Genomic DNA, 23,795 nt, shown 5'->3' with positions numbered 1-23,795 from the left:
CCTTTCCCGACCGGAGAGGGGCCCAAAGCACAACGGGAGGACACCAGAAATGAGCGAGACCACCACCACCGCTTTCAAGCCGAAGAAATCCGTCGCCCTGTCGGGCACCGCCGCCGGCAACACCGCGCTGTGCACGGTCGGCCGCAGCGGCAACGACCTGCACTACCGCGGCTACGACATCCTCGATCTGGCCACCACCAGCGAGTTCGAGGAGATCGCCTACCTGCTGGTGCACGGCAAGCTGCCCAACACCGCCGAGCTGCGCGGCTACAAGGCCAAGCTGAAGTCGCTGCGCGGCATCCCCGCGGCGGTCAAGGCCGCGCTGGAGGAGCTGCCGCCGTCGGCGCACCCGATGGACGTGATGCGCACCGGCGTGTCCGTGCTCGGCTGCGTGTCGCCGGAGAAGGACGACCACAACCACCCGGGCGCGCGCGACATCGCCGACAAGCTGATGGCCTGCCTCGGCTCGATGCTGCTGTACTGGTACCACTGGAGCCACAACGGCCGCGCCATCGACGTGGAGACCGACGACGACTCGATCGGCGGGCACTTCCTGCACCTGCTGCACGGCGAGCCGCCGCGCCAGTCGTGGGTGCGCGCGATGCACACCTCGCTGATCCTGTACGCCGAGCACGAGTTCAACGCCTCCACCTTCGCCTGCCGCGTGATCGCCGGCACCGGCAGCGACATGTACAGCTGCATCGCCGGCGGCATCGGCGCGCTGCGCGGGCCCAAGCACGGCGGCGCCAACGAGGTCGCGTTCGAGGTGCAGAAGCGCTACGACACGCCGGACGAGGCCGAGGCCGACATCAAGGCGCGGGTGGAGCGCAAGGAAGTCATCATCGGCTTCGGCCATCCGGTCTACACGGTGTCCGACCCGCGCAACAAGGTGATCAAGGAAGTCGCGCGCCAGCTCTCGGCCGAAGAGAAGAACATGCGGATGTACGACATCGCCGAGCGCCTGGAGACGGTGATGTGGGACATCAAGAAGATGTTCCCGAACCTGGACTGGTTCAGCGCGGTCAGCTACCACATGATGGGCGTGCCGACCGCGATGTTCACGCCGCTGTTCGTGATCGCGCGCACCGCCGGCTGGAGCGCGCACGTCATCGAACAGCGCATCGACGGCAAGATCATCCGCCCGAGCGCGAACTACACCGGTCCGGAGGATCGCGAGTTCGTGCCGATCGACAAGCGGGCCTGAAGCCCGCAGCCAGTCTCCCGTCCGCGGAAGACAAAGCCCCTCTCCCGCCTGCCGGAGAGGGGTTGGGGTGAGGGAAAGCTCCCCCATCCGCCCTTCGGGCACCTTCCCCCGCAGGCGGGGGAAGGGAGTCGCCAGATTTCATGCAGTGCTGCGAGCCGGTTGCATGCTTCAGCGCCGCACAGCCGGCTTTCAGGAGCGAAAGCCCGCCCAGCAAGCCCAGACTCTCACAGGCCAGCCATGAACACCGATTACCGCAAACCTCTCCCCGGCACCTCGCTCGACTACTTCGACGCTCGCGCCGCCGTCGATGCGCTCCGGCCCGGCGCCTGGGACGGCCTGCCCTATACCTCGCGCGTGCTCGCCGAGAACCTGGTGCGCCGCTGCGACCCGGCGACGCTGGACGACGCGCTCGGGCAACTGGTCGAGCGCCGCCGCGACCTGGATTTCCCGTGGTTCCCGGCGCGCGTGGTCTGCCACGACATCCTCGGCCAGACCGCGCTGGTCGACCTGGCCGGCCTGCGCGACGCGATCGCCGACAAGGGCGGCGATCCCGCCCAGGTGAATCCGGTGGTGCCGGTGCAACTGATCGTCGACCACTCGCTGGCGGTGGAGTGCGGCGGCTACGACCCGGACGCGTTCGCCAAGAACCGCGCGATCGAGGACCGCCGCAACGAGGACCGGTTCCATTTCATCGAGTGGACGCGCCACGCGTTCCGCAACGTGGACGTGATCCCGCCCGGCAACGGGATCATGCACCAGATCAACCTGGAGAAGATGTCCCCGGTGGTCTACGTGCAGGACGGGGTGGCGTTCCCGGACACCTGCGTCGGCACCGACAGCCATACCCCGCACGTCGATGCGCTCGGCGTGATCGCCATCGGCGTCGGCGGGCTGGAGGCGGAGAACGTGATGCTCGGGCGCGCCTCGTGGATGCGCCTGCCCGACATCGTCGGCGTCGAGCTGGCCGGCAGGCCCGGCCCGGGCATCACCTGCACCGACATCGTGCTGGCGCTGACCGAGTTCCTGCGCAAGCAGAAGGTGGTCGGGGCGTACCTGGAATTCTTCGGCGAAGGCGCGGCGGCGCTGACCATCGGCGACCGCGCGACGATCTCCAACATGTGCCCGGAGTACGGCGCGACCGCGGCGATGTTCTACATCGACGAACAGACGCTGGACTACCTGCGCCTGACCGGGCGCGAGGAAAGGCAGGTCGCGCTGGTGGAGACCTACGCGAAGACCGCCGGGCTGTGGGCCGATGCGCTGCGGACCGCGCAGTACGAGCGCGTGCTGCGCTTCGACCTGTCCGACGTCACCCGCAACATGGCCGGCCCGTCCAACCCGCATGCGCGCGTGTCCACGCGCGATCTCGCCGAGCGCGGCATCGCCAGCGCGAGCGGGCTGGAGCAGGCGCACGCGCAGGAGGCGCAGGGCCTGATGCCGGACGGCGCGGTGATCATCGCCGCGATCACCAGCTGCACCAACACCTCCAATCCGCGCAACGTGATCGCCGCGGGCCTGCTGGCGCGCAACGCCAACCGGCTCGGCCTGGCGCGCAAGCCCTGGGTGAAGACCTCGCTGGCGCCGGGTTCGCGCGCGGTGCAGCTGTACCTGCAGGAGGCCGGCCTGGAGAAGGAACTGGAGAAGCTCGGCTTCGGCGTGGTCGCCTTCGCCTGCACGACCTGCAACGGCATGAGCGGCGCGCTCGACCCGGCGATCCAGCAGGAGATCGTCGAGCGCGACCTGTACGCGGTGGCGGTGCTGTCGGGCAACCGCAACTTCGACGGCCGCATCCATCCCTATGCCAAGCAGGCGTTCCTGGCCTCGCCGCCGCTGGTGGTGGCCTACGCGATCGCCGGCACGATCCGCTTCGACATCGAGAAGGACGTGCTCGCGGTCGTGGACGGCAATGAAGTCCGGCTCAAGGACCTGTGGCCGAGCGACGAGGAGATCGAGGCGGTGGTGAAGGCCTCGGTCAAGCCGGAGCAGTTCCGCCGCGTCTACGGGCCGATGTTCGACGTGCGCGTCGAGCATGGCGGCAAGGTCGACCCGCTGTACGCCTGGCGGCCGCAAAGCACCTACATCCGCCGCCCGCCGTACTGGGAAGGCGCGCTGGCCGGCGAGCGCACGCTGCGCGGCATGCGGCCGCTGGCGCTGCTCGGCGACAACATCACCACCGACCACCTCTCGCCGTCCAACGCGATCCTGCCCGACAGCGCCGCCGGCGAATACCTGGCGAAGATGGGCCTGCCGGAGGAAGACTTCAATTCCTACGCCACCCACCGCGGCGACCACCTCACCGCGCAGCGCGCCACCTTCGCCAACCCCAAGCTGTTCAACGAGATGGTGCGCAACCCGGACGGCAGCGTGAGGCAGGGCTCGCTGGCGCGCGTGGAGCCGGACGGCAAGGTGATGCGCATGTGGGAGGCGATCGAGACCTACATGCAGCGCAAGCAGCCGCTGATCATCGTCGCCGGCGCCGACTACGGCCAGGGCAGCTCGCGCGACTGGGCGGCCAAGGGCGTGCGCCTGGCCGGCGTGGAGGCGATCGTGGCCGAGGGCTTCGAGCGCATCCACCGCACCAACCTGATCGGCATGGGCGTGCTGCCGCTGGAGTTCAAGCCGGGCACGGACCGCAAGACCCTGGCGCTGGACGGCACCGAGACCTTCGACGTGGTCGGCGAGCGCAGGCCGCGCGCCGACCTGACGCTGGTGGTGCACCGCGCCGACGGCGGCACCGTGCAGGTGCCGGTGACCTGCCGGCTGGATTCGGACGAAGAGGTCTCGATCTACGAGGCGGGCGGCGTGTTGCAGCGGTTCGCCCAGGATTTCCTGGAGTCCGCACAGGCGGCTTGAATCCCTCGCTCGTCATTCCCGCGAAGGCGGGAATCCAGCGACTTTTTGCTTCCGGGCCTTTGCACGAAATTTAAGAACGACGTCACTGGATTCCCGCTTTCGCGGGAATGACGAGTAGATAGGCCTTATCGGAGAATCCCATGTCCCACCTCCCGCAACTCCGCATCCCCGCCACCTACATGCGCGGCGGCACCTCCAAGGGCGTGTTCTTCCGCCTGCAGGACCTGCCCGAGGCCGCGCGCGTGCCGGGCGCCGCGCGCGACGCGCTGCTGCTGCGGGTGATCGGCAGCCCCGATCCCTACGGCAAGCAGATCGACGGCATGGGCGGGGCCACGTCCAGCACCAGCAAGACCGTGATCGTGTCGAGGAGCGAGCGGCCCGGGCACGACGTGGACTACCTGTTCGGGCAGGTGTCGATCGACAGCGCCTTCGTCGACTGGTCCGGCAACTGCGGCAACCTGTCGGCGGCGGTGGGGCCGTTCGCGATCGCCAACGGCCTGCTCGACCCGGCGCGGGTGCCGCGCGAGGGGACCTGCACCGTGCGCATCTGGCAGGCCAACATCGGCAAGACCATCGTCGCGCACGTGCCGGTCAGGGACGGGCAGGTGCAGGAGACCGGCGACTTCGAGCTGGACGGGGTGACCTTCCCGGCGGCGGAAGTCCCGCTGGAATTCCTCGACCCGGCCGACGAAGGCGAGGAGGGCGGGGCGATGTTCCCGACCGGCAACGTGGTGGACGAGCTCGACGTGCCGGGCGTGGGCAGGCTGCGCGCGACCCTGATCAACGCAGGCATCCCGACCATCTTCGTCGACGCGGCCGACCTCGGCTACGGCGGCAGCGAGCTGCAGGAAGCGATCAACACGGACGCGCGCGCGCTGGCGATGTTCGAGACGATCCGCGCCCACGGCGCGGTGCGGATGGGGCTGATCCGCGACGTCGCCGAGGCCGCCACCCGCCAGCACACGCCGAAGGTGGCCTTCGTGGCGCCGCCGGAGGGCTACGTGGCTTCCAGCGGCAAGAAGGTGGAAGCCGGCGACATCGACCTGCGGGTGCGGGCGATGTCGATGGGCAAGCTGCACCACGCGATGATGGGCACCGCGGCGGTGGCGATCGGCACCGCCGCGGCGATCCCGGGCACCCTGGTCAACCTGGCCGCCGGCGGCGGCGAGCGCGGCGCGGTGCGTTTCGGCCACCCCTCCGGCACCTTGCGGGTCGGGGCCGAGGCCTGCCAGGTGGACGGGCAGTGGAGGGTGACCAAGGCGATCATGAGCCGCAGCGCGCGGGTGCTGATGGAGGGTTGGGTGCGGGTCCCGGGCGAGGTCCTGCAAGGGGTCTGACCGGTCCCGGGGCGGGCCGGGCGACGGCGACGAAGATGACTGGGCGGTGTCGCCCATGTGTAATTTGTGTTAATTGTGTTGCGGTGCGGCACGTGCCGCCATCTCTTCCACCGCCGTCGCCCTCTCCAGCCCCGGAGCACCCATGTCCGCCAACCGCTCGCTGCGCATCAGCGCACTTGCCCTAGCCGTCCTTTCCACCGCCCCGTTCGCCGCCTCGGCCCAGCAGGCCTCGGGAACCGGCGTCGCCCAGCTCGATTCGATCCAGGTGACCGCGGAGCGGCGCGCGGAGGATTCCAAGGACGTGCCGGTCTCGGCCACGGTGCTGCGGCCGGAATACCTGGACGCGATCTCCACCAGCGCCTCGGACGTGCGCGTGCTGGCCGGCAAGGTGCCCAGCCTCAACGTGGAATCCTCCAACGGCCGCGTGTTCCCGCGCTTCTACATCCGCGGCTACGGCAACACCGACTTCACCACCTACGCCTCGCAGCCGGTCTCGCTGGTCTACGACGACGTGGTGCTCGAGAACGCGTTCCTGAAGGGCTTCCCGATGTTCGACCTGGCCGGCGTGGAAGTGCTGCGCGGCCCGCAGGGCACGCAGTTCGGCCGCAACACGCCGGCCGGCGTGGTCAAGTTCAACTCGGTCAAGCCGGCGATCGGCAGCAGCGACGGCTACGTCAACGCCTCCTACGGCACCCACGCCACGACCTCGCTGGAAGGCGCGGTGAACATCCCGATCAACGACGCCTGGGCCGCGCGCGTGTCGGTGCTGCAGCAGCATCGCAACGACTGGATCACCAGCCAGGTCAGCGGGCAGAAGCTGGAAGGCTACGACGACACCGCCGCGCGCGTGCAGGTGCTGTTCAAGCCGAGCGAGGACTTCGAGGCGCTGTTCAACGCCCACGTGCGCAAGCTCAACGGCACCGCGCGCCTGTTCCGCGCCAACGTCTTCCGGACGGGCACCAACCAGCTGGTCGACGGCTTCGACCCGGACAAGGTCTACATCGACGGATTCAACACCCAGCAGCTGACCACCTATGGCGGCAACCTCAACCTGACCTGGGACCTGGGCGACATCGCGCTGCACGCGATCACCGGCTACGAGGCGATCCCGAAGTACTACAGCCGCGGCGACGTGGACGGCGGCAACACCACGGTGCCGCCCTACGGGCCGGGCACCATCCCCTTCGCCTCCGAGACCGCCAGCGGGCTCAAGGACCTGAGCCAGTGGACCCAGGAGCTGCGCGTGGAATCGCAGTACGACGGCCCGCTCAACTGGCAGGCCGGCGTCTTCTACTTCAACGACAAGGTCGAGGGCGAGGAATTCGCCTACACCACGCCGGCCGGCCGCAGCGACGACAGTTGGGACGGCTACAACCTGACCCGCCAGAAGAACACCTCCTGGGCGGGCTTCGGCTCGATCAACTGGCAGGCCTCCGAGCGGCTCAACGTGCGCGCCGGCCTGCGCTACACCTACGACAAGAAGACCTTCGACGTGCTGGCCTGGGACTATCCGTTCTCGGTCCCGACCGCGTACCCGACGTTCCCGGACGGGCGCAAGATCAGCGATTCCAACGTCAGCGGCGACCTGAGCGCGACCTATGCGCTCAACGACGAAGTGAACCTGTACGCGCGCTACGCGCGCGGCTTCCGCGCCGGCAGCTTCTCCGCGCCGGGCCAGTTCTCGGCCACGCTGACCGCGGTGGATCCTGAGAAGGTGGATTCCTACGAGGTGGGCGTCAAGGCCGACCTGTGGGACCGCCGCGCCCGCGTGGATTTCGACGTGTACTGGATGAGCATCAAGGACCAGCAGCTGACCGCGGTCGGCGGTTCCACCAACAGCATCCAGCTGATCAACGCCGACAAGACCGAGGCCTACGGCGCCGAGTTCAACTTCGAGGCGCTGCTGACCGAGAACCTGCGCGTCACCCTGGGCGGCAGCTACAACCACACCGAGATCAAGGACAGGGACCTGGCCACGGCGAGCTGCGGCTCGGGCATGTGCACGCCGACCGACCCGGTCAACGCCGATGGCTATGCCCTGCTGTACGGCAACCCGCTGCCGCAGGCGGCCAAGTGGATCGGCAACGCCACGCTGCGCTACGGCATCCCGGTGGGCGACGACGGCGAGGTGTTCTTCTACACCGACTGGTCCTACCGCAGCGAGGTCAACTTCTTCCTGTACGAGTCGCGCGAGTTCGTCGGCCAGCCGCTGCTCGAGGGCGGCGCCAAGATCGGCTATACCTGGGCCAACGGCGCCTACGAGGCCTCGGTGTTCTGCCGCAACTGCACCGACCAGATCCGCGCGACCGGCGCGATCGACTTCAACAACCTGACCGGTTTCATCAACGACCCGCGCATCGTCGGCGTGCAGTTCCGCGCCGCGTTCTGACCGGCCGCCCGTCCGTCCATGCCCCGACCGCCGGCCCTGCGCCGGCGGTCCTTTTTTGGGGCCAGGCCGTGGCCGAGGACGCCAGGGGCCGGCGCTATACTCGCCGCTGGATTCGAAGGAGCGATGCATGAACCGGCATGAGGCGGGCAGGGGATCGGGAACGCGCGTCCGTGGCGTCCTGGGGATCGCCGCACTGGTGCTGCTGGCCACGCTGGCGGCCGGCTGCAAGCGCAACGAGAGCGGGCAGCTGCCGCAGCCCAGCGGCGAGGCCGTCCAGGCCCAAAAGGAGGCGATCAAGGGCTTCGCCCTGGTCCGCGCCTACCCCGACCAGAAGAGCGACGGGCTGTCGCTGGCGCTGGAGTTCTCGCGCCCCCTGGTCGGCACCCAGGACTTCGACAAGCTGGTGCGCTTCGAGGAGAAGGTCGGCGACGGCGACAGCAGCTGGACGCTGTCCGACGACGGCAAGACCCTGCGCTATCCGTTCGTCGAGGCCGCCAAGGACTACACCCTGATCCTCTCCGCCGACCTGCTGGCCGCCGACGGCAGCCGGCTCGGCAAGGAAGTGCGCGAGAAGGTCTACACCGGCGAGCTGGAACCGGCCGCCGGCTTCGCCTCGCAGGGCAGCGTGCTGCCGGCGCGCGAGAGCCGCGGCCTGCCGGTGGTGTCGGTCAACGTGCCGGAAGTGGACGTGGAGTTCCTGCGCGTGCGCGAGAACGCGCTGCCGGCGTTCTTCAGCCAGTACCAGCGCGGCGGCCGCCGCAGCAGCTGGGAGCTGGACAGCGACTACGACGAGAAGTCGCCGATCTCGCAACTGGCCGAGCCGGTCTACGTCAATCGCTTCGTGCTCGGCGGCAAGCAGAACGAGCGCGCGCTGACCTACCTGCCGATCCAGGACATCAAGGAGCTGCAGCAGCCCGGGCTGTACTTCGCGGTGATGAAGCGCACCGGGCGCTTCGACAACGAGTACGACACCGCGTTCTTCACCGTCAGCGACATCGGCCTGCACGCGCGCGCCTACAAAGACCAGCTGTTCGTCCACACCGCCTCGCTCAAGGAGGGGCTGCCGCTGAAGAACGTCGAGCTGCGCGTCCTCGACGCCAAGGGCGAGCTGTTCCTGAAGGGCGCCACCGACGGCAACGGCAACGCGCTGCTGAACTACAAGCTCGACGCCGGCCAGGTGCTGGTGGCGCGCAGCGGCAGCGACGTGACCCTGCTGCCGTTCAACCAGCCGGCGCTGGACCTGAGCGAGTTCGCGGTGGCCGGGCGCGAGAACGCCTGGTTCGACGTGTTCGCCTGGTCCGGCCGCGACCTGTACCGGCCGGGCGAGACGCTGCGCGTGTCGGCGATCCTGCGCGACAACGACGGCAAGCCGGTCAAGGCCCAGCCGGTGTTCCTGCGCCTGAAGCAGCCCGACGGCAAGACCTTCCGCGAGACCCGCCTGCAGCCGGGCGAGCAGGGCTATTTCGAGTTCTCCCAGACGATCCCCGCCGATGCGCCGACCGGGCGCTGGCAGGTGGAGTTCCGCACCGACCCGGCCAGCAAGGAGGCGGTGCAGGGCATGGCCGTGCGGGTGGAGGAGTTTCTGCCCGAGCGCATGAAGCTCGACCTGGGCAGCCCGCAGAAGACGATCGGGCCCGGCGAGCCGTTCAAGCTCACCGCCGACGCCGCCTACCTGTACGGCGCACCGGCGGACGGCAACCGCTTCACCGCCAAGCTCGCGGTGGCGGTGGAGCAGCACCCGCTGGAGAACATGCCCGGGTGGTTCTTCGGCGATCCCACCCAGGAGCTGCCGCGCGAAGCCAAGGACGTGATCGACACCGAATTCGGCAAGGACGGCAAGCTGGCCGAGGACATCGAGCTGCCGGTGCCGGCCAAGCCGGCCACGCCGGTCGGCGCGATCGTGTCCGGCAGCGTCTACGAGACCGGCGGCCGCACCGTCAGCCGCACGCTCAAGCGCGTGCTGTGGCCCGCGCCGGCGCTGGTGGCGGTGCGCCCGCTGTTCGACGATGCCGACGGCGCCGACGCCAACGGCAACGCCCGCTTCGAACTGACCCGCGTCGATGCCGATGGCAAGCCGCAGCCGGCCAAGGGCCTGAAGGTCACCCTGGTGCGCGAACTGCGCGACTACCACTGGACCTACGCCGACGACCGCTGGGACTACGATTTCACCCGCCGCTTCGAGAACAAGCAGACCCGCACCCTCGACGTCGGCACCGAAACCGCCAAGTTCGACTTCCCGGTGGAGTGGGGCGAGTACCGCGTCGACGTGTTCGACCCGGCCACCGGGCTGACCATGCGCTACCCGTTCCATGCCGGCTGGAGCTGGAACGACGAGAACCGCGGCCTCGACGCGCGTCCCGACAAGGTCAAGCTGGCGCTGGACAAGACCGCCTACCGCGCCGGCGACACCCTCAAGGTCACCCTGACCCCGCCGCACGCCGGTAGGGGCATCCTGCTGGTGGAGAGCGACAAGCCGCTGTACGTGCAGGACATCGACGCCAAGGCCGGCAGCACCTTCGAGATCCCGGTAACCAAGGACTGGGAGCGCCACGACGTCTACGTCACCGCGCTGGTGTTCCGCGGCGGCAGCGCGCCGAGCAAGATCACCCCGGCACGCGCGGTCGGCGTGGCGCACGTGCCGATGGACCGCAAGGCGCGCCGCGTCGCGGTCGGCCTGGTCGCGCCCAAACAGATGCAGCCCGAACAGCCGCTGCCGGTCACCGTGAGCGTGCCCGAGCTGGCCGGCCGGACCGCGCACGTGACGGTCTCGGCGGTCGACGTGGGCATCCTCAACATCACCCGCTTCCCGGTGCCGGACGCGCCGGCGCACTTCTTCGCCCAGCGCCGCCTGGGCGTGGACGCCTACGACATCTACGGGCGCGTGATCGAGAGCTTCGAGGGCGGCACCGGCAAGCTGAAGTTCGGCGGCGACATGGCGCTGGAGGCGCTGCCGCAGGCCAAGCGCCCGACCGCGCGGGTGCAGACCGTCGACCTGTTCTCCGGCTCGGTCAAGCTCGACGACAAGGGCAACGCGCGCGTGCAGCTGCCGGTGCCGGACTTCAACGGCACGCTGCGCGTGTCGGCGCTGGTCTACGCCGACGAGCGCTACGGCAACCGCGATGCGGAAACCGTGGTGCGCGCGCCGATCCTGGCCGAAGCGAGCATGCCGCGGGTGATGGCGCCGGGCGACCGCAGCACGGTCACGCTCGACGTGCAGAACTTCACCGGCAAGCCCGGCGAGTTCGCCGTGCGCGTCGAGGGCGTCGGCCCGCTCGCGATCGGCGAGGGCAGCCGCAGCGTCAAGCTCGGCGTGGACGGCAAGACCACGCTGAACTTCCCGCTCGCCGCGCAGGAGGGCTATACCGTCGCCAAGGTGCGCGTGCGCGTGGAAGGCAACGGTTTCAAGGCCGACCGCAGCTACGACCTGCCGGTGCGCGCGGCCTGGCCGTCGGTGCTGCGCGCGCAGACGCGGGTGGTCGATCCGATCGCGCCGGTGGCCTTCGATGCCGGGCTGGCCGAAGGCCTGATGTCCGGTTCGGTCAACGCGCGCATGGTGGTCAGCGCGCTGCCGCCGATCCCGTTCGCCAGCGCGCTGAAGGGCGCGCTGGACTACCCGTACGGCTGCGCCGAGCAGACCACCAGCAAGGGCTACGCCGCGCTGCTGCTCGACGAGGCCACCGCCCGCCTGCTCGGCAGCAAGGGGCTGGAGACCGACAAGCGCCGCGAGCGCATGGAAGGCGCGTTCGGCCGGCTGGCCTCGATGCAGGTTTCCAGCGGCCACTTCTCGATGTGGGGCGACGACGGCTACGTCAATCCGGCGCTGACCCCGTACATCGCCGAGTTCCTGCTCGATGCCAAGGAGGCCGGTTTCGCGGTGCCGGAGAACGTGCTGCAGAAGGCGCTCAACCGCCTCAGCGAGGACCTGCTCGCCGGCGGCCTGCCGTTCTACGGCCAGGAGCGCCGCGACGAGCTGAAGTTCGCCAACCAGGCCTGGTCCGGCTACGTGCTGGCGCGGGTCAACCGCGCGCCGCTGGGCACGCTGCGCGCGCTGTACGACAACGAGCGCGGCAAGGCGGTCGGCGGGCTGTCGCTAGTGCAGTTGGGCATCGCGCTGGCGCTGCAGGGCGACGCCAAGCGCGGCCAGGCCGCGATCAAGGCCGGCTTCGACAAGAACAGCGCCGAGCGCCCGTACTACTTCGGCGACTACGGCAGCCCCGTGCGCGACGATGCGCTGATGATCGCGCTGCTGCACGAGCGCGGCCTGTCCAAGCCCGAGTACGACGCCCGCGCGGTCGACCTCGGCCGCGCCCTGGATGCGCGCCGCAACAGCGGCTGGCTGTGGCTGAGCACGCAGGAGCAGGTGGCGCTGGCGCGGCTGGGCAAGGCGCTGCTTGTGGACCAGAAGAAGCTGGTGGGCGGGCAGCTGCAGGTCGGCGACCAGTCCGAGCGGATCGAGCCGGCCAAGCTGTTCGGCCGCGCCTTCGACAGCGCCCAGCTCGCGCGCGGCGTGCGCTTCGTGCCCGAAGGCGAGGCGCCGCTGTTCGCCAGCCTGGAAGTGGCCGGCATCCCGCGCAACCCGCCCGAGCCGGACGCGCGCGAGATCGGCGTGGAGCGCAGCTGGTACACCACCGACGGCAAGCCGTGGACGCCGCGCCCGCTCAAGGAAGGCGAGGCGCTGATCGTGCGCGTTTCGATCACCGCCAACACCTCGATGCCCGACGCGTTGCTCACCGACCTGCTGCCGGCGGGGCTGGAGATCGAGAACTTCAACCTCGGCGACGCCAAGCAATGGGCCGACGTGGCGGTGGAAGGGATCGAGATCAGCGACCGCGCCAACGCCGCCGACGTCAAGCACGAGGAGTTCCGCGACGACCGCTACGTCGCCGCGCTGAGCCTCGGCTCCGGCAGCAAGGCGCAGGTGTTCTACCTGGTGCGCGCGGTAACGCCGGGTACCTACACCGTGCCGCCGTCGCTGGTGGAGGACATGTACCGGCCGGAACTGCGCGGCGTCGGCCGCAGCAACCCGACCACGATCACAGTGGTGCAGCCGTAGCGCCATGGCGCACGGCGTCCGGGGGGCGCCCGCGCCCCCTCATGGCGCATCATGGCCGGGAAGATTCTGCTGGTCCGTCATAAAGTGCCTGAGCCGCGAATTCGCGAACGTGCGTTGAATGTGCCCTCATCCGCCCTCCGGGCACCTTCTCCCGCAAGCGGGAGAAGGGAAGGCAAAGCCGGCGTGTGTGGATGCCTGCGTTCGCGCACTGAAAGCAGGCGCTCTTGCTCGTCCCTTCTCCCGTTCACGGGAGAAGGTGCCCGGAGGGCGGATGAGGGCGCTCCGGCTTCTCGTGCTTGCGAAAGCAACAAACCACGGCATCGTGTCCTCGCTCACGCGGCCCGGGTCGCTTCGAGCCGGCAACCGACGCTTGGCATCGCACCCATTGAGTACGCAGATGGATGAAGGACAACACGCGGAGGCAACGCGTGCGCGAAGGCGGGCCCATCGCCGCCGCGCCTGGAAGGTGTTGCGCCTGGGTGCAGCGCTGCTGCTGGCGACGCTGCTGCTGCTCGATGTCGCCTTCCCCCCGCCGCTGCCGAAATCGCGCGATACCTCCACGCTGGTGGTCGCGCGCGACGGCACGCCGCTGCGCGCGTTCGCCGATGCCGAGGGCGTCTGGCGCTATCCCGCCACGCCCGAAAGCGTCTCGCCGCTGTACCTGCAGGCGCTGCTGAACTACGAGGACCGCGCGTTCTGGCACCACCCCGGCATCAATCCCTGGGCGCTGCTGCGCGCCGGCGCGCAATGGCTGGGCAACGGCCGCATCGTCTCGGGCGGCTCGACCCTGACCATGCAGGTGGCGCGCATCCTCGATCCGCACACGCGCACGCCCTGGGGCAAGCTCAAGCAACTGTTGCGCGCGCTGCAGCTGGAAGCGCACTTGGACAAGCGCCGGATCCTGCAGCTCTACCTCGAACGCGCGCCCTACGGCGGCACCATCGAAGGCGTGGAGGCCGCCAGCTGGGCTTATCTCGGCAAGCCGGCCGCGCGCCTGTCGCATGCCGAGGCGGCGCTGCTGGCGGTGCTGCCGCAATCGCCGAGCCGGCTGCGCCCGGACCGCCATCCGGAGGCCGCGCGCGCGGCGCGCGACAAGGTGCTCGACCGCATGGCCGCGCTCGGCACGTGGACGCGGGCGGACGTGGACGATGCCCGCATCGAGCCGGTGGTGGCGCGCTCGCTGCAGCCGCCGTTGCACGCGGCGCTGCTGGCCCAGCACCTGCGCGGCCGGCAGCCGAAGGCCGCGCGCATCGCCACCACCATCGACATCGAGCTGCAGCGCACCCTGGAAGAACGCGTGGCCGCGTACTTCTCGCAGTTGCCCGAGCGCACCTCGGCGGCGCTGCTGGTGGTGGACAACGCCTCGCTGGAAGCGCGCGCCTACGTCGGCTCGGTCGCTTTCGGCGATGCCAGGCGGCTCGGCCACGTCGACATGGTGCAGGCCTGGCGCTCGCCCGGTTCCACGCTCAAGCCGTTCCTGTACGGCATGGCGCTGGACGACGGGCTGATCCACTCCGAGAGCCTGCTGGTGGACGCGCCGCAGAGCTTCGGCGACTACCGTCCGGGCAACTTCGACGCCGCGTTCAATGGCCCCGTCGGCGCCGCCGAGGCGCTGCGGCTCTCGCTGAACGTGCCGGCGGTGGACCTGCTCGACCGGGTCGGCCCGGCGCGCTTCGCCGCGCGCCTGGACAACGCCGGCATCAAGCTGCGCTTCCCGCGCGGCAGCACGCCGAACCTGGCGCTGATCCTGGGCGGCACCGGCGCGCAGCTGCAGGAACTGGTCGGCGCCTACGCCGCGTTCAATCGCGGCGGTATCGCCGGGCGCGTGCGCTACACGCCGGACGCCCCGCGCATCGAGCGGCGGGTGATGTCGCCCGGCGCGGCCTGGATCGTGCGCGAGATCCTCGAGGCCAACCCGCGCCCGGGCTATGGCCTGGGCACGTTCGATACCGCCACGCGGCCGCGCGTGGCCTGGAAGACCGGCACCAGCTACGGCTTCCGCGACGCCTGGGCGATCGGCTCCACGCGCCGCTACACGGTCGGCGTGTGGGTCGGTCGCCCGGACGGCACGCCGCTGCCCGGCCAGTACGGCGCGGTCACCGCGTTGCCGCTGATGTTCGAGGTGATCGACGCGTTGCCGCGGCAGCAGTCCGACGCCGCGCCCGCACCGATGCCGGGCAACGTGCGGCAGCTCGACATCTGCTGGCCGCTGGGGCTCGCCGCCGATGCGACCGAGGCCTCGTCGTGCCGGCGGCGCATGAGCGCCTACGCGCTCGACGGCGCGGTGCCGCCGACGTTCGCCGAGCGCGATGCGCGGCTGTGGCGCGGCGGAATCGAGCGGTTCGAGGTGGATGTCCGCAGCGGCCTGCGCCTTTCGGCGGACTGCCGCCTGCCGCACCGGCGCGAGGCGCGCGAGATCGCGCGCTGGCCGGCCTTGCTGTCGCCGTGGCTGGGCGAAGGCGACCGGCGCGCGGCGCAGCTGCCGCCGCTGGCGCCTGACTGCGCGCCGGACGGGCGCGACGCGGGCGGCCTGCTGCGCATCGATGGCATCACGGACCGGGCCACGCTCGCGCGCGCGCCGGGCAGCACGCATCCGGTGCGGTTGCAGGTACGCGCGCTCGGCAGCGAGGCGCGCATCGACTGGTTGCTGGACGGGCGCTGGATCGCGCGCACCGAAGGCGCGCGGGTATTCCAGCGCGATTTCGGCGAGGCCGGCGAGCATGTGCTGACGGCGCTGGGGGAGGACGGCGCATGGGGGAGCGTGCGGTTCCGGGTGCTGCGTTGAACGCCGTGGGCCGCGATCCAGCGTTTCCGCATGACTCGTATGCCCCAAGCGGCTAGCGAGCTTTCGCTTTACCTGTGGGGAGCGGCTTCAGCCGCGACGGGCTTTACCGGCAAGGCCCATCGCGGCTGAAGCCGCTCCCACAAGGGGATTCGAGACGCCGCAATGCAGGACAGTGGCGCAGGGAGAGGACGGGGAGTGGGTGAGCACGGTTCCGCGTGCTGCGTTGAGCGCCGTGGGCCGCGATCCAGCGTTTCCGCATGGCTCGCATGCCCCAAGCGGCTAGCGAGCTTTCGCTTTACCCGTGGGAGCGGCTTCAGCCGCGACGGGCTTTACCGGCAAGGCCCATCGCGGCTGAAGCCGCTCCCACAAGGGGGATTCGAGACGCCACGATGCAGGACAGTGGCGCAGGGAGGACGGGGCGTGAGCGAGCATGCGGTTCCGGGTGCTGCGTTGAGCACCGTGCGCCGTAATCCAGCATTTCCGCATGGCTCGCATGCCCCAAGCAGCTAGCGAGCTTTCGCTTTAACCCTGTGGGAGCGGCTTCAGCCGCGACGGGCTTTACCGGCAAGGCCCATCGCGGCTGAAGCCGCTCCCACAATGGGGTTCGAGACACCTTAATGCAGGACGGCTCCGGCTGATCCAGCGCGAACTACTCGCCGATCCAACCGTCCAGCAGGTCGGCGAATTCGTCGGCGTGTTCTTCTTCCTGCGCCAGGATCTCCTCGAGGATGCGCTTGGTCGTGGTGTCCTTGTCGCCGACGAAGTTGATCATCTGCCGGTAGCTGTCGATGGCGATGCGCTCGGCGACCAGGTTCTCGCGCACCATGTCGCGCAGGTCGGTGCCTTCCTTGTACTCGGCGTGCGAGCGCGCGCTCAGCGTGTCCGGGTTGAGGTCGGGCTCGCCGCCGAGCTGGACGATGCGCTCGGCCAGCTTGCCGGCGTGCGCCTGCTCCTGTTGCGCGTGTTCGAGGAATTCGCCCTTGACCGCGTCGGCCAGCATGCCCTTGGCCATGAAGTAGTGGCGGTAGTAGCGCAGCACGCAGACGTATTCGGTGGCGAGCGCGTCGTTGAGCATCTTGATCACCGCCTCGCGGTCGGCCGTATAGGTGTCGGTGATCGCGCCATCCTCGATGCTCTTGCGCGCATTGGCGCGCAGGGTGGCCCTGTCGTCGATGCCGGGGATGGAGGACGTGCTGGCGTTCGGTCGGGTCTGCTTGGCTGGCTGGGTCATGGCTGGCCGTTCCTCTAGGTGTGGGGTGTGGGAGTGGTCGACTCCGGTATGCGCTGCAGCACGTAGTCGGCAGCCGACACCTTGAATTCGCCCGGTTCCTCGACGAACAGGGCGCGCACCGTGCCGTCGTCGGCATACAGGGCGTAGCGGCGCGAGCGCAGGCCCATGCCCGAGCTGCTGGCGTCCATCTCCATGCCGAGGGCGCGGGTGAAATCGCCGTTGCCGTCCGGCAGCAACAACAGGCCCGCCGGCGCCGACTGGCTGCGGCCCCAGGCGCGCATCACGAACGGATCGTTGACCGCCACGCAGTACACCTCGATGCCGCGGCGGCGGAACTCCTCGAAATGCTCCACGTAGCCGGGGAAGTGCTTGTCTGAACAGGTGGGCGTGAACGCGCCTGGGATGGCGAACAGCACCACCTTGCGCCCGCTGAAAAGCGTGCGCGTGTCCACGCTCTCCATGCCCTCGCGCAGGCGCTTGAGCACGACTTCGGGAATGCGTTGGCCGATCTGGATGGACATGGCGGCTCCTGGGATGAATGGACACTACAAACAGGCATGGAAAGGAAGCGTCAAAACGCTTGAAAAACCCTGCGGCGCGCTTATTTCGGTGCGCGTGGGCAGGGCCCTCGCGGCCGTCGAGCCCGTCATCCGACCCAGACAGTGGAGGCATTCATGAGCATCGTCCGTTATCACCACCCGTGGCCGGGCCAGGCCGCACTGCAGAACGAGATCAAGCAGGTGTTCGACCGCTTCTTCGAGCAGGCCGGCGACACCGACGAGTCCGCCGTCGTCACCGCGCAGTGGGTGCCGCGCGTGGACATCAAGGAAGAGGCCAGCCAGTTCGTCATCTACGCCGACCTGCCGGGCATCGACCCGGCCGAGATCGAGGTGCAGATGGACAAGGGCATCCTGTCGATCAAGGGCGAGCGCAAGGAAGAGAGCAAGACCGAGACCGACCGCTTCTCGCGCATCGAGCGCCGCTACGGCAGCTTCCATCGCCGCTTCGCGCTGCCCGACAGCGCCGACCCCGACGGCATCACCGCGTCCGGGCGCAACGGCGTGCTGGAGATCCGCATCCCCAAGCGGCCGGCGGCGACGCCGCGGCGCATCCAGGTGGGCAACGGCGATACGGTGCAGTAAGCGCCGGGCATCGTGGTCCACCGCCGGTTCGCCCTAGAATGGGGCCGGACCGGCCGCCGGTTGACCGGCCCGCGGCCCTGGCGGCCGCGGGCCGTTTCCTGTTTCAGAGGTGATGGATGGAATTCAAGGATTACTACGCGACGCTCGGCGTCGAACCCAGCGCGGGCGAGGCCGAGATCAAGACCGCCTACCGCCGGCTGGCGCGCAAATACCATCCGGACGTCAGCAAGGAGGCAGGGGCGGAGGAGAAGTTCAAGGCCGTCAACGAGGCCTACGAGGCGCTGCGCGACCCGCAAAAGCGCGCCGCCTACGACCAGCTGCGCGCGCAGGGCTACCGGCCGGGCGACGAGTTCCACGGGGCGCCCAACTTCGGCGGCGCGCAGGGGTTCGATTTCGAGGAGATCTTCGGCAACGGCGGCGCCGGCGGCGGCTTCAGCGACTTCTTCGAGAGCCTGTTCGCCGGTGCGCGCGGCGGCCGTGCCCGCGGCCCGGGCGCCGGCCCGCAGCCGCGCGGCGACACCCGCGCCAAGCTCGCGGTGCCGCTGGAGGCCGTCTACAACGGCGACAGCGTGCGCATCACCGTCAACGGCAAGCAGCTGGACGTGCGCGTGCCCAAGGGCATCAAGCCGGGCCAGGCGATCCGCCTGAGCGGGCAGGGCAACGGTGGCGGCCACCTGCTGCTGGAGATCGAGTACGCCGCGCACCCGCAGTTCGAGGTGGACGGGCAGAACATCCTGTACACGCTGCAGGTCGCGCCGTGGCAGGCCGCGCTGGGCACCACGATCAGCGTGCCCACGCTGGGCGGCGCGGTCGAACTGAAGGTGCCGGCCGAGTCCGAGGCCGGCCGCAAGCTGCGCCTGCGCGGCCGCGGCCTGCCGGGCAACCCGCAGGGCGACCAGATCGTCGAGCTGGAGGTCACCGCGCCGGTGCCGGCCGACGAGGCGCAGAAGAAGGCCTATCGCAATCTCGCCAAGGCGTTCGGCGAGAGCGTCTGAGGGGTGAGGGCAGGGGGCGCTCCGCGGAAACAAGGCCGTCGATCCTGCTTTCGCGCAATCCCGAGCGGAAACCTTAGTCGTCGCTTCCGCGCAGGCGGGAGCCCGGCGGCTTATCGCGCGCGGCCAGAAGGTCGCTGGGTCTTCGCCTCCCGGCCATCGGGCAAGGCCCGATGGCGTTCGGCGCCACGCGAGCCAATGGCTCGCAAACAGTGGCGCTTCACCCCGCCTTCGCGGGGACGACGGTCCAGGGCGCGCGGGCATGCATGAGCAGGAGCAGCGAGCCCGCGGGGCCCTCAGCCCCCGGGCGTAAAGACCCGCTCGATCACCTCGGCCAGCTCGTCCTCGGAGAACGGCTTGGTGATGTAGGCCTTGGCGCCCTGGCGCATGCCCCACATGCGGTCGGTGTCCTGGTCCTTGGTGGTGACCAGGATCACCGGGATGTGCCGGGTGGCCTCGTCGCGCGACAGCGTGCGGGTGGCCTGGAAGCCGTTGAGGTTGGGCATCACCACGTCCATCAGGATCAGGTCCGGCAGCTCGGCCCGGGCTACCTCGACCCCGGCCGCGCCGTCGGTGGCGGTGAGGGTCTGGTGGCCCAGCTTTTCGACGATGCGCTGGATGCCGAGCAGCTGCGACGGCGAGTCGTCGACGATCAGGATGCGTGCCATATCGTTCCCCAGGTGGTGCGGCGAGTGTAGAGCCAGGCCCTCCGCGTGGGAAAGATGACGCGGGGGCCCGCCATGGGGGCGAACAGGAGCGGGCTTGCCCTCATCCGGCGCTGCGCGCCACCTTCTCCCGCATGCGGGAGAAGGGAAAGCAAAACCGGCGTGCGCGAATGCGTGTGTTCACGCGCCGAAAGCAGCGCTCTTGCCTGTCCATCCTCCCGCGTGCGGGGCGAAGACGTGTGGCTTGCGGGCCACCGGCTGGCGCGCGTCCGAACGCCTGGCGCGCTGAACCGGGCCGGGGCGCGAAGCGAGATGCCCGAAGGCCGGACGAGGAGCGCTTAGTCGCCCAGCCGCACCACGGTCCGGCCGAACGACTGTCCGGCCAGCATCGCCTCGAACACCTGCGGCAGTTCCGCCAGCGCGACCTCGCGCGTGCAGATGCGCGCCAGGTGCCGCGGCCGCCAGTCGCCGGCCAGCTTCTCCCAGACCCGCTCGCGGATGTCGCGCGCAGTGCCGGACGAGCCGATGCCCAGCAGTCCGACCCCGCGCAGGATGAACGGCATCACCGTCATGTCCAGCTCCGGCGAGGCCGCCAGCCCGGCCGAGGCGACGTTGCCGTAGGGCGCGGTCTGCGCCAGCAGGCTGACCAGCATCGGCCCGCCGACGTTGTCCAGGCCGCCGCCGAAGCGCGCCGATTCCAGCGGCCGGGTGGTCTGCAGCGCCTCGCGGCCCAGCACCCGGCTGGCGCCGATCGATTCCAGGAACGCGGTCTTGTCGGCCTTGCCGCTGATCGCGTGCACCTCGAACCCGGCCTTGCTGAAGATGTCCAGCGCCAGCATGCCGACCCCGCCGGTCGCGCCGGTCACCGCCAGCGGCCCCAGCGCCGGCACCTGCCGGTTCTCGGTTAGGCGCAGCAGCGCCAGCGCGGCGGTGAAGCCGGCCGTGCCGATCACCATCGCCTCGCGCAGGTCCAGCGACGGCGGCAGCGCGATCGCCGCCGCCGACTGCAGCCGCACGTAGCGGCTGTAGCCGCCGTCGCGGGTCTCGCTCAGGCCGCAGCCGGTGGCGATCACCGCATCGCCCTCGCGCCAGGCCGGGTCGCTGGAGGCGACCACGTGCCCGGCCACGTCGATGCCGCCGACCAGCGGGAAGCGCCGCAGGATCTTGCCCTTGCCGGTGCCGGCCAGCGCGTCCTTGTAGTTGACCGACGACCAGGCCGCCTCCACCACCAGTTCGCCCGGGTCCAGCGCGTCCAGGCCCAGTTCCTCGATGCCGCCGCGGTAGCCGGCGTCGTCGTTGCGGATGCGGAAGGCGGGGAAGCGTGCGGGGATCGCCATCGTGGCCTCGCGATTAAACGGGAAAGGACCAAGATAGACCTTTCGAAATGGCCGGTCTGCCCCATATTGCTAGAATCGATCGGACAACATTGGGCGGCACAGCGGGAAGGGCCCGCGCAGCCGCCACCTGGATGGAGCGTGCATGGCCTGGAATACACCCGGCAGCAAGGGCACTGGCGGCCCTGACGACAACCGGCGCGGCGGCTGGAACCCGCGCGGCGGTGGCGGCAATGGAGGCGGAGGCTGGGAGATCCCCGGTCCGCTGAAGGACCTGTTCGACGGGGGTGTCTGGCGCTGGGTGCTGGCCGCGGTGGCGGTGCTGGTGCTGTTGTCCAGCTTCCAGCTGATCGGCGAACAGCAGCGCGGCGTGGTGCTGCGCTTCGGCCAGTTCTCGCGGATCCTGCAGCCCGGCCCGAACTTCAAGCTGCCCTGGCCGATCGAGTCGGTGCGCAAGGTCAACGCGACCGAGATCAAGACCTTCTCCAACCAGGTGCCGGTGCTGACCCGCGACGAGAACATCGTCAACGTCGCGCTCAACGTGCAGTACCGCATCGACGACCCGCGCCAGTACCTGTTCGGCTCGCGCAACGCCGACCTGGTGCTGGAGCAGGCCGCGCAGAGCGCGGTGCGCGAGCAGGTCGGCCGCTCCGACCTCAACGCGGTGCTCAACAACCGCGGCCCGCTGGCGACCGCCGCCAAGGAGCGCCTGCAGGCCTCGCTGGGCGCCTACAACACCGGCCTGGTGGTGACCGGCCTGACCCTGCCCGACGCGCGCCCGCCGGAAGAGGTGAAGCCGGCCTTCGACGAGGTCAACGGCGCCCAGCAGGTGCGCGAGCGCCTGATCAACGAGGCCCAGGCCTACGCCGCCAAGGTGGTGCCGGAAGCGCGCGGCCAGGCCGCCCGCATCCGCACCGTGGCCGAGGGCTACAAGGACGCGGTGATCTCCAAGGCCGAGGGCGACGCCGACCGCTTCACCCTGCTGCAACAGCAGTACAAGGACGCGCCGGAGGTCACCCGCAAGCGGCTGTGGCTGGAGACCGTGCAGAAGGTGCTGTCGGAGAACCGCAAGGTCATCGGCGGCGACGGCCGCCAGCTGATCTACGTGCCGATGCCGGCCGACCCGGCCAAGACCGCCGCCGCGACCGGCACCGGCATCCCGGCGTCGAGCCTGCCGCTGATCTCGCAGGAGGCGGCGATGCCGCCGCTGCAGAGCGCCGGCTCCACCGAAGGCGGCATCCGCAACCCGGATCGCGGCCCGCGACCGACCGGCCGTGAGGGGAACTGACCGATGAAGAATTCCGCTTGGATCGCACTGGCGATCGTCGTGCTGCTGGGCCTGTTCGGCTCGGTGTTCGTAGTGCGCGAGGACCAGACCGCCATGGTCCTCAACCTCGGCCGCGTGGTGCGCGCCGACCTCAAGCCCGGCTTGCACTTCAAGATCCCGCTGGTGGAATCGGTGCGCGTGTTCGACCGCCGCTTCCAGGTGCTCGACACCGCCCCGGCGCGCTACTTCACCGCCGAGCAGAAGGACGTCAGCGTCGACTTCTTCGCCATCGGCTACATCTCCGACGTGCGCGCCTTCTACCGCGCCACCGGCGGCGAGGAATCGATCGCCAACTCCCGCCTGGCGCCGATCATCACCGACTCGCTGCGCAACCAGATCAACTCGCGCACGCTGCAGCAGCTGGTGTCCGGCGACCGCAGCGAACTGATCGCCAACCAGCTGGCCGGCATCAACAAGGCGATCGAAGGCCTGGGCATGCAGATCACCGACCTGCGCATCAAGCAGATCGACCTGCCGACCGACAGCCAGGTGATCACCGACGTGTACGAGCGCATGCGCGCCCAGCGCAAGCAGGAGGCCGCCAAGCTGCGCGCCGAGGGCGAGGAGCAGTCGCTGAGCATCCGCGCCCAGGCCGACCGCGAGTCCACCGTGCTGGTGGCCGACGCCGAGCGCGACGCGCAGAAGCTGCGCGGCGAAGGCGACGCCGAGGCCGCCCGCATCTACGGCAAGGCCGGCAGTGCCGACCCGTCGTTCTACGCCTTCTACCGCAGCCTGGAGGCCTACCGGAACTCCATGACCGACGGCAACGGCGTGATCGTGCTCGACAAGAACGACCCGTTCCTGCAGTACCTCAAGAACGACCGCTAACCCGGCCCAGCGCCCTAAAAGCCCCTCTCCCCGAGGGGGAGAGGGGTGAGGTGAGGGCAGGGGGCAAAGCCCCGACCAGCCCAAACCCCCAAGCCACAAAGCCCCTCTCCCCCCCGGGGGAGAGGGGTTGGGGTGAGGGCAAGGGGCGAAGCCCGACCAGCCCAAACCCCCCAAGCCACAAAGCCCCTCTCGCCCTCGGGAGAGAGGGGTTGGGGTGAGGGCAAGGGGCGAAGCCCCGACCAGCCCAAACGCCCCAAGCCACAAAGCCCCTCTCCCCCTCGGGGGAGAGGGGTTGGGGTGAGGGCAAGAAGGCGAAGCCCCGACCAAGCCCAAACCACCAAGCCACAAAGCCCCTCTCCTCCAGGAGAGAGGCTACGAACACGCCCCCCAACAACACGCCCCCCAGCGCCGGATCCCATGCACGACTTCTTCTCCGCCCTCTGCCTGGTGGCCGTCCTCGAAGGCCTGTTCCTGTTCGCCGCCCCGCTGGCCTGGAAGCGCCTGGCCGAACAACTGCTCGGCCTGCACACCTTCCAGCTGCGCATCTTCGGCGCCATCACCCTGTCCATCGGCCTGGTGGCGCTGTGGTGGGTACGCCACTGACCCGGCCGGGCGCCGGGCCACGCTGAACGGGGCAGGGTGGTACCCGCCACCG

15 protein-coding genes are annotated in these 23,795 nt (G+C 69.9%); 11 read left to right on the top strand and 4 right to left on the bottom strand.

Annotation, left to right across the window (positions count from 1 at the left end; genetic code table 11):
- The first annotated feature begins 49 nt into the window (after positions 1 to 49).
- The 6 genes from prpC (at position 50) to pbpC (ending at position 15,621) form a co-directional block, all read left to right on the top strand.
- Positions 50 to 1,204 carry a bifunctional 2-methylcitrate synthase/citrate synthase gene (prpC, locus tag FD678_RS11440; protein WP_140723232.1) on the top strand — a complete coding sequence of 385 codons (1,155 nt, stop codon included), beginning with the start codon at positions 50 to 52 and terminating at the stop codon, positions 1,202 to 1,204.
- 237 nt (positions 1,205 to 1,441) lie between these two features.
- Entirely contained in the window at positions 1,442 to 4,057 is a 2,616-nt protein-coding gene (gene acnD, locus FD678_RS11435) for a Fe/S-dependent 2-methylisocitrate dehydratase AcnD (protein WP_140723227.1), read from the top strand.
- Positions 4,058 to 4,197: 140 nt separating this feature from the next.
- The gene (prpF, locus tag FD678_RS11430; protein WP_140723224.1) at positions 4,198 to 5,394 is read left to right on the top strand and encodes a 2-methylaconitate cis-trans isomerase PrpF; all 1,197 of its coding nucleotides are present in this window, start codon (positions 4,198 to 4,200) and stop codon (positions 5,392 to 5,394) included.
- A gap of 142 nt (positions 5,395 to 5,536) precedes the next feature.
- On the top strand, positions 5,537 to 7,783 hold the full coding sequence (locus tag FD678_RS11425; RefSeq protein ID WP_140723221.1) for a TonB-dependent receptor: 2,247 nt from the start codon (positions 5,537 to 5,539) through the stop codon (positions 7,781 to 7,783).
- Positions 7,784 to 7,910: 127 nt separating this feature from the next.
- Positions 7,911 to 12,836 carry an alpha-2-macroglobulin family protein gene (locus FD678_RS11420; RefSeq protein WP_140723218.1) on the top strand — a complete coding sequence of 1,642 codons (4,926 nt, stop codon included), beginning with the start codon at positions 7,911 to 7,913 and terminating at the stop codon, positions 12,834 to 12,836.
- A 466-nt stretch (positions 12,837 to 13,302) separates the two neighbouring features.
- Positions 13,303 to 15,621: a penicillin-binding protein 1C gene (pbpC, locus tag FD678_RS11415; RefSeq protein ID WP_218569660.1), complete on the top strand. Its 2,319-nt coding sequence runs from the start codon at positions 13,303 to 13,305 to the stop codon at positions 15,619 to 15,621.
- Between the two features lie 649 nt (positions 15,622 to 16,270).
- Here pbpC and FD678_RS11410 read toward each other — a convergent pair.
- Both FD678_RS11410 and FD678_RS11405 read right to left on the bottom strand, forming a co-directional pair.
- Positions 16,271 to 16,852, bottom strand: a complete 582-nt coding sequence (locus tag FD678_RS11410; RefSeq protein WP_140723212.1) for a ferritin-like domain-containing protein — start codon at positions 16,850 to 16,852, stop codon at positions 16,271 to 16,273.
- Positions 16,853 to 16,866: 14 nt separating this feature from the next.
- Positions 16,867 to 17,373, bottom strand: a complete 507-nt coding sequence (locus tag FD678_RS11405) for a peroxiredoxin (protein WP_140723209.1) — start codon at positions 17,371 to 17,373, stop codon at positions 16,867 to 16,869.
- 153 nt (positions 17,374 to 17,526) lie between these two features.
- Here FD678_RS11405 and FD678_RS11400 point away from each other — a divergent pair, with 153 nt between their 5' ends.
- Together FD678_RS11400 and FD678_RS11395 are read left to right on the top strand one after the other, a co-directional pair.
- A complete protein-coding gene (locus FD678_RS11400) occupies positions 17,527 to 17,994 on the top strand; it encodes an Hsp20/alpha crystallin family protein (protein ID WP_140723206.1) in 468 nt (155 codons plus the stop codon).
- A gap of 116 nt (positions 17,995 to 18,110) precedes the next feature.
- The gene (locus FD678_RS11395; RefSeq protein ID WP_140723203.1) at positions 18,111 to 18,989 is read left to right on the top strand and encodes a DnaJ C-terminal domain-containing protein; all 879 of its coding nucleotides are present in this window, start codon (positions 18,111 to 18,113) and stop codon (positions 18,987 to 18,989) included.
- 293 nt (positions 18,990 to 19,282) lie between these two features.
- Here FD678_RS11395 and pilH read toward each other — a convergent pair whose 3' ends face one another.
- Positions 19,283 to 19,654, bottom strand: a complete 372-nt coding sequence (gene pilH, locus FD678_RS11390; RefSeq protein WP_140723200.1) for a twitching motility response regulator PilH — start codon at positions 19,652 to 19,654, stop codon at positions 19,283 to 19,285.
- Positions 19,655 to 19,989: 335 nt separating this feature from the next.
- Positions 19,990 to 20,988, bottom strand: a complete 999-nt coding sequence (locus FD678_RS11385; protein ID WP_140723196.1) for a YhdH/YhfP family quinone oxidoreductase — start codon at positions 20,986 to 20,988, stop codon at positions 19,990 to 19,992.
- A 142-nt stretch (positions 20,989 to 21,130) separates the two neighbouring features.
- Here FD678_RS11385 and hflK point away from each other — a divergent pair, with 142 nt between their 5' ends.
- The 3 genes from hflK to FD678_RS11370 all read left to right on the top strand — a co-directional run bounded on the left by hflK (position 21,131) and on the right by FD678_RS11370 (position 23,743).
- Positions 21,131 to 22,273 carry an FtsH protease activity modulator HflK gene (gene hflK, locus FD678_RS11380; RefSeq protein ID WP_140723193.1) on the top strand — a complete coding sequence of 381 codons (1,143 nt, stop codon included), beginning with the start codon at positions 21,131 to 21,133 and terminating at the stop codon, positions 22,271 to 22,273.
- A 3-nt stretch (positions 22,274 to 22,276) separates the two neighbouring features.
- The gene (gene hflC / locus FD678_RS11375; protein WP_140723190.1) at positions 22,277 to 23,140 is read left to right on the top strand and encodes a protease modulator HflC; all 864 of its coding nucleotides are present in this window, start codon (positions 22,277 to 22,279) and stop codon (positions 23,138 to 23,140) included.
- A 417-nt stretch (positions 23,141 to 23,557) separates the two neighbouring features.
- On the top strand, positions 23,558 to 23,743 hold the full coding sequence (locus FD678_RS11370; protein WP_140723187.1) for a DUF2065 domain-containing protein: 186 nt from the start codon (positions 23,558 to 23,560) through the stop codon (positions 23,741 to 23,743).
- The last annotated feature ends 52 nt before the right edge of the window (positions 23,744 to 23,795 follow it).

The organism is Pseudomonas sp. Hp2, from assembly GCF_006386585.1.
GTDB lineage: Bacteria > Pseudomonadota > Gammaproteobacteria > Xanthomonadales > Xanthomonadaceae > Pseudomonas_S > Pseudomonas_S boreopolis.
Note: the sequence above shows the minus strand (reverse complement) of the source record. Positions and strands in the feature narration are given on the sequence as shown.

What these genes read in the sequence shown, in the direction of transcription:
- FD678_RS11400 (WP_140723206.1), top strand. Translation starts at nt 17,527, where the DNA reads ATGAGCATCGTCCGTTATCACCACCCGTGGCCGGGCCAGGCCGCACTG.
- FD678_RS11370 (WP_140723187.1), top strand. Translation starts at nt 23,558, where the DNA reads ATGCACGACTTCTTCTCCGCCCTCTGCCTGGTGGCCGTCCTCGAAGGC.
- pilH (WP_140723200.1), bottom strand. Translation starts at nt 19,654, where the DNA reads ATGGCACGCATCCTGATCGTCGACGACTCGCCGTCGCAGCTGCTCGGC.
- FD678_RS11410 (WP_140723212.1), bottom strand. Translation starts at nt 16,852, where the DNA reads ATGACCCAGCCAGCCAAGCAGACCCGACCGAACGCCAGCACGTCCTCC.
- acnD (WP_140723227.1), top strand. Translation starts at nt 1,442, where the DNA reads ATGAACACCGATTACCGCAAACCTCTCCCCGGCACCTCGCTCGACTAC.
- FD678_RS11405 (WP_140723209.1), bottom strand. Translation starts at nt 17,373, where the DNA reads ATGTCCATCCAGATCGGCCAACGCATTCCCGAAGTCGTGCTCAAGCGC.
- hflC (WP_140723190.1), top strand. Translation starts at nt 22,277, where the DNA reads ATGAAGAATTCCGCTTGGATCGCACTGGCGATCGTCGTGCTGCTGGGC.
- FD678_RS11425 (WP_140723221.1), top strand. Translation starts at nt 5,537, where the DNA reads ATGTCCGCCAACCGCTCGCTGCGCATCAGCGCACTTGCCCTAGCCGTC.
- prpC (WP_140723232.1), top strand. Translation starts at nt 50, where the DNA reads ATGAGCGAGACCACCACCACCGCTTTCAAGCCGAAGAAATCCGTCGCC.
- FD678_RS11385 (WP_140723196.1), bottom strand. Translation starts at nt 20,988, where the DNA reads ATGGCGATCCCCGCACGCTTCCCCGCCTTCCGCATCCGCAACGACGAC.
- FD678_RS11420 (WP_140723218.1), top strand. Translation starts at nt 7,911, where the DNA reads ATGAACCGGCATGAGGCGGGCAGGGGATCGGGAACGCGCGTCCGTGGC.
- prpF (WP_140723224.1), top strand. Translation starts at nt 4,198, where the DNA reads ATGTCCCACCTCCCGCAACTCCGCATCCCCGCCACCTACATGCGCGGC.
- hflK (WP_140723193.1), top strand. Translation starts at nt 21,131, where the DNA reads ATGGCCTGGAATACACCCGGCAGCAAGGGCACTGGCGGCCCTGACGAC.
- FD678_RS11395 (WP_140723203.1), top strand. Translation starts at nt 18,111, where the DNA reads ATGGAATTCAAGGATTACTACGCGACGCTCGGCGTCGAACCCAGCGCG.